Genomic DNA, 2,048 nt, shown 5'->3' with positions numbered 1-2,048 from the left:
GTTCGGCGGTGTCCTACTCTCCCACAGGGTCCCCCCTGCAGTACCATCGGCGCTGTAAGGCTTAGCTTCCGGGTTCGGAATGTAACCGGGCGTTTCCCTCACGCTATGACCACCGAAACACTATGAAACTGTCAGCCGCACCACACCGTGACCAGGCATGGGGCTGTTCGTGGTTTCAGAACCAACACAGTGGACGCGAGCAACTGAGGACAAGCCCTCGGCCTATTAGTACCGGTCACCTCCACACGTTACCGTGCTTCCAGATCCGGCCTATCAACCCAGTCGTCTACTGGGAGCCTTACCCCATCAAGTGGGTGGGAGTCCTCATCTCGAAGCAGGCTTCCCGCTTAGATGCTTTCAGCGGTTATCCCTCCCGAACGTAGCCAACCAGCCATGCCCTTGGCAGAACAACTGGCACACCAGAGGTTCGTCCGTCCCGGTCCTCTCGTACTAGGGACAGCCCTTCTCAAGACTCCTACGCGCACAGCGGATAGGGACCGAACTGTCTCACGACGTTCTAAACCCAGCTCGCGTACCGCTTTAATGGGCGAACAGCCCAACCCTTGGGACCGACTCCAGCCCCAGGATGCGACGAGCCGACATCGAGGTGCCAAACCATCCCGTCGATATGGACTCTTGGGGAAGATCAGCCTGTTATCCCCGGGGTACCTTTTATCCGTTGAGCGACGGCGCTTCCACAAGCCACCGCCGGATCACTAGTCCCGACTTTCGTCCCTGCTCGACCCGTCGGTCTCACAGTCAAGCTCCCTTGTGCACTTACACTCAACACCTGATTGCCAACCAGGCTGAGGGAACCTTTGGGCGCCTCCGTTACCCTTTAGGAGGCAACCGCCCCAGTTAAACTACCCATCAGACACTGTCCCTGATCCGGATCACGGACCCAGGTTAGACATCCAGCACGACCAGAGTGGTATTTCAACGACGACTCCACCTGAACTGGCGTCCAAGCTTCACAGTCTCCCACCTATCCTACACAAGCCGAACCGAACACCAATATCAAACTGTAGTAAAGGTCCCGGGGTCTTTCCGTCCTGCTGCGCGAAACGAGCATCTTTACTCGTAGTGCAATTTCACCGGGCCTATGGTTGAGACAGTCGAGAAGTCGTTACGCCATTCGTGCAGGTCGGAACTTACCCGACAAGGAATTTCGCTACCTTAGGATGGTTATAGTTACCACCGCCGTTTACTGGCGCTTAAGTTCTCAGCTTCGCCCACCCGAAAGTGAGCTAACCGGTCCCCTTAACGTTCCAGCACCGGGCAGGCGTCAGTCCGTATACATCGCCTTACGGCTTCGCACGGACCTGTGTTTTTAGTAAACAGTCGCTTCTCGCTGGTCTCTGCGGCCACCCCCAGCTCGAGGAGCAAGTCCTCTCACCAGTGATGGCCCCCCTTCTCCCGAAGTTACGGGGGCATTTTGCCGAGTTCCTTAACCATAGTTCACCCGAACGCCTCGGTATTCTCTACCTGACCACCTGAGTCGGTTTAGGGTACGGGCCGCCATGAAACTCGCTAGAGGCTTTTCTCGACAGCATAGGATCATCCACTTCACCACAATCGGCTCGGCATCAGGTCTCAGCCTTGATGTGCGACGGATTTGCCTATCGCACGGCCTACACCCTTACCCCGGGACAACCACCGCCCGGGCTGGACTACCTTCCTGCGTCACCCCATCACTCACCTACTGCAAGTCTGGTTCGTCGGCTCCACCACTCCCCTTTGCCCGAAGGCTCCGGGGCGGCTTCACGGACTTAGCATCGCCTGGTTCGATGTTTGACGCTTCACAGCGGGTACCGGAATATCAACCGGTTATCCATCGACTACGCCTGTCGGCCTCGCCTTAGGTCCCGACTTACCCTGGGCAGATCAGCTTGACCCAGGAACCCTTAGTCAATCGGCGCACACGTTTCTCACGTGTGAATCGCTACTCATGCCTGCATTCTCACTCGTGAACCGTCCACAACTCGCTTCCGCGGCTGCTTCACCCGGCACACGACGCTCCCCTACCCATCACAGCACCCGTTGGGGCT

Annotated in this window: 2 rRNA genes; both read right to left on the bottom strand. The window is 57.5% G+C overall.

Features of this window, described 5'->3' with window-relative positions:
* Nucleotides 1-117: ribosomal RNA gene (rrf, locus tag ACFY2L_RS38945) — 5S ribosomal RNA — on the bottom strand.
* A gap of 88 nt (nt 118-205) precedes the next feature.
* A 23S ribosomal RNA gene (locus ACFY2L_RS38940) occupies nt 206-2,048 on the bottom strand; the annotation flags it as partial.

This window comes from Streptomyces sp. NPDC001381 (assembly GCF_042895685.1).
Taxonomy (GTDB): Bacteria; Actinomycetota; Actinomycetes; order Streptomycetales; family Streptomycetaceae; genus Streptomyces.
The sequence above is the reverse complement of the archived record's forward strand: the minus strand, read 5'-3'. Positions and strand labels throughout refer to the sequence as shown.